The organism is Pseudoalteromonas sp. S3178 (assembly GCF_005886985.1).
GTDB classification, from domain to species: domain Bacteria; phylum Pseudomonadota; class Gammaproteobacteria; order Enterobacterales; family Alteromonadaceae; genus Pseudoalteromonas; species Pseudoalteromonas carrageenovora.
The window spans coordinates 1-424 of the sequence record NZ_PNCW01000155.1 but is presented as its reverse complement, the minus strand read 5'-3'; the positions used below and the strand labels follow the sequence as shown (position 1 = coordinate 424).

The 424-nt window shown below is 35.8% G+C and carries 1 protein-coding gene; it reads right to left on the bottom strand.

Annotated features, from left to right (window positions below; genetic code table 11):
- Positions 1-209 (bottom strand): site-specific integrase (locus CWC11_RS20425; RefSeq protein WP_171038471.1); only part of this gene is annotated, 209 nt, incomplete at its 3' end.
- Positions 210-424: the final 215 nt, after the last annotated feature.

Genomic DNA, 424 nt, shown 5'->3' with positions numbered 1-424 from the left:
TGTGTGTTGATTGCCACATTTCGTTGGTTGGCAAGGAAGGTCAAAAATTGTGTAACCTCTTCCGTTCCCATTGTCTCAGGGTGACGCTTGTGGTGAAAGTTAATGAATGCCTTAATCCAATATAGGTAGGTTTTTTCTGTTCTAATGCTGTAACCACGCATACGCATTTCTTCCTGAAGACCTTTCAGAAATGGGCTTTTTAGACTCATGATAACTCCTTACCTTACATTGCTGTATATATATACAGTATTATCTAAGATTCTCGGATATCAAGGAAAATAATGAAAAAATTTTTGCGCGTTTACGCATGAATAAATTAATAATATTATTTTTTATCTAAAGGTTATGTATCTTCGATTTGAAATACTAGGTTTGGGAAACGCGCATGCGCATTTTTCCAGATGGTATATTTAGCCGAATGCTG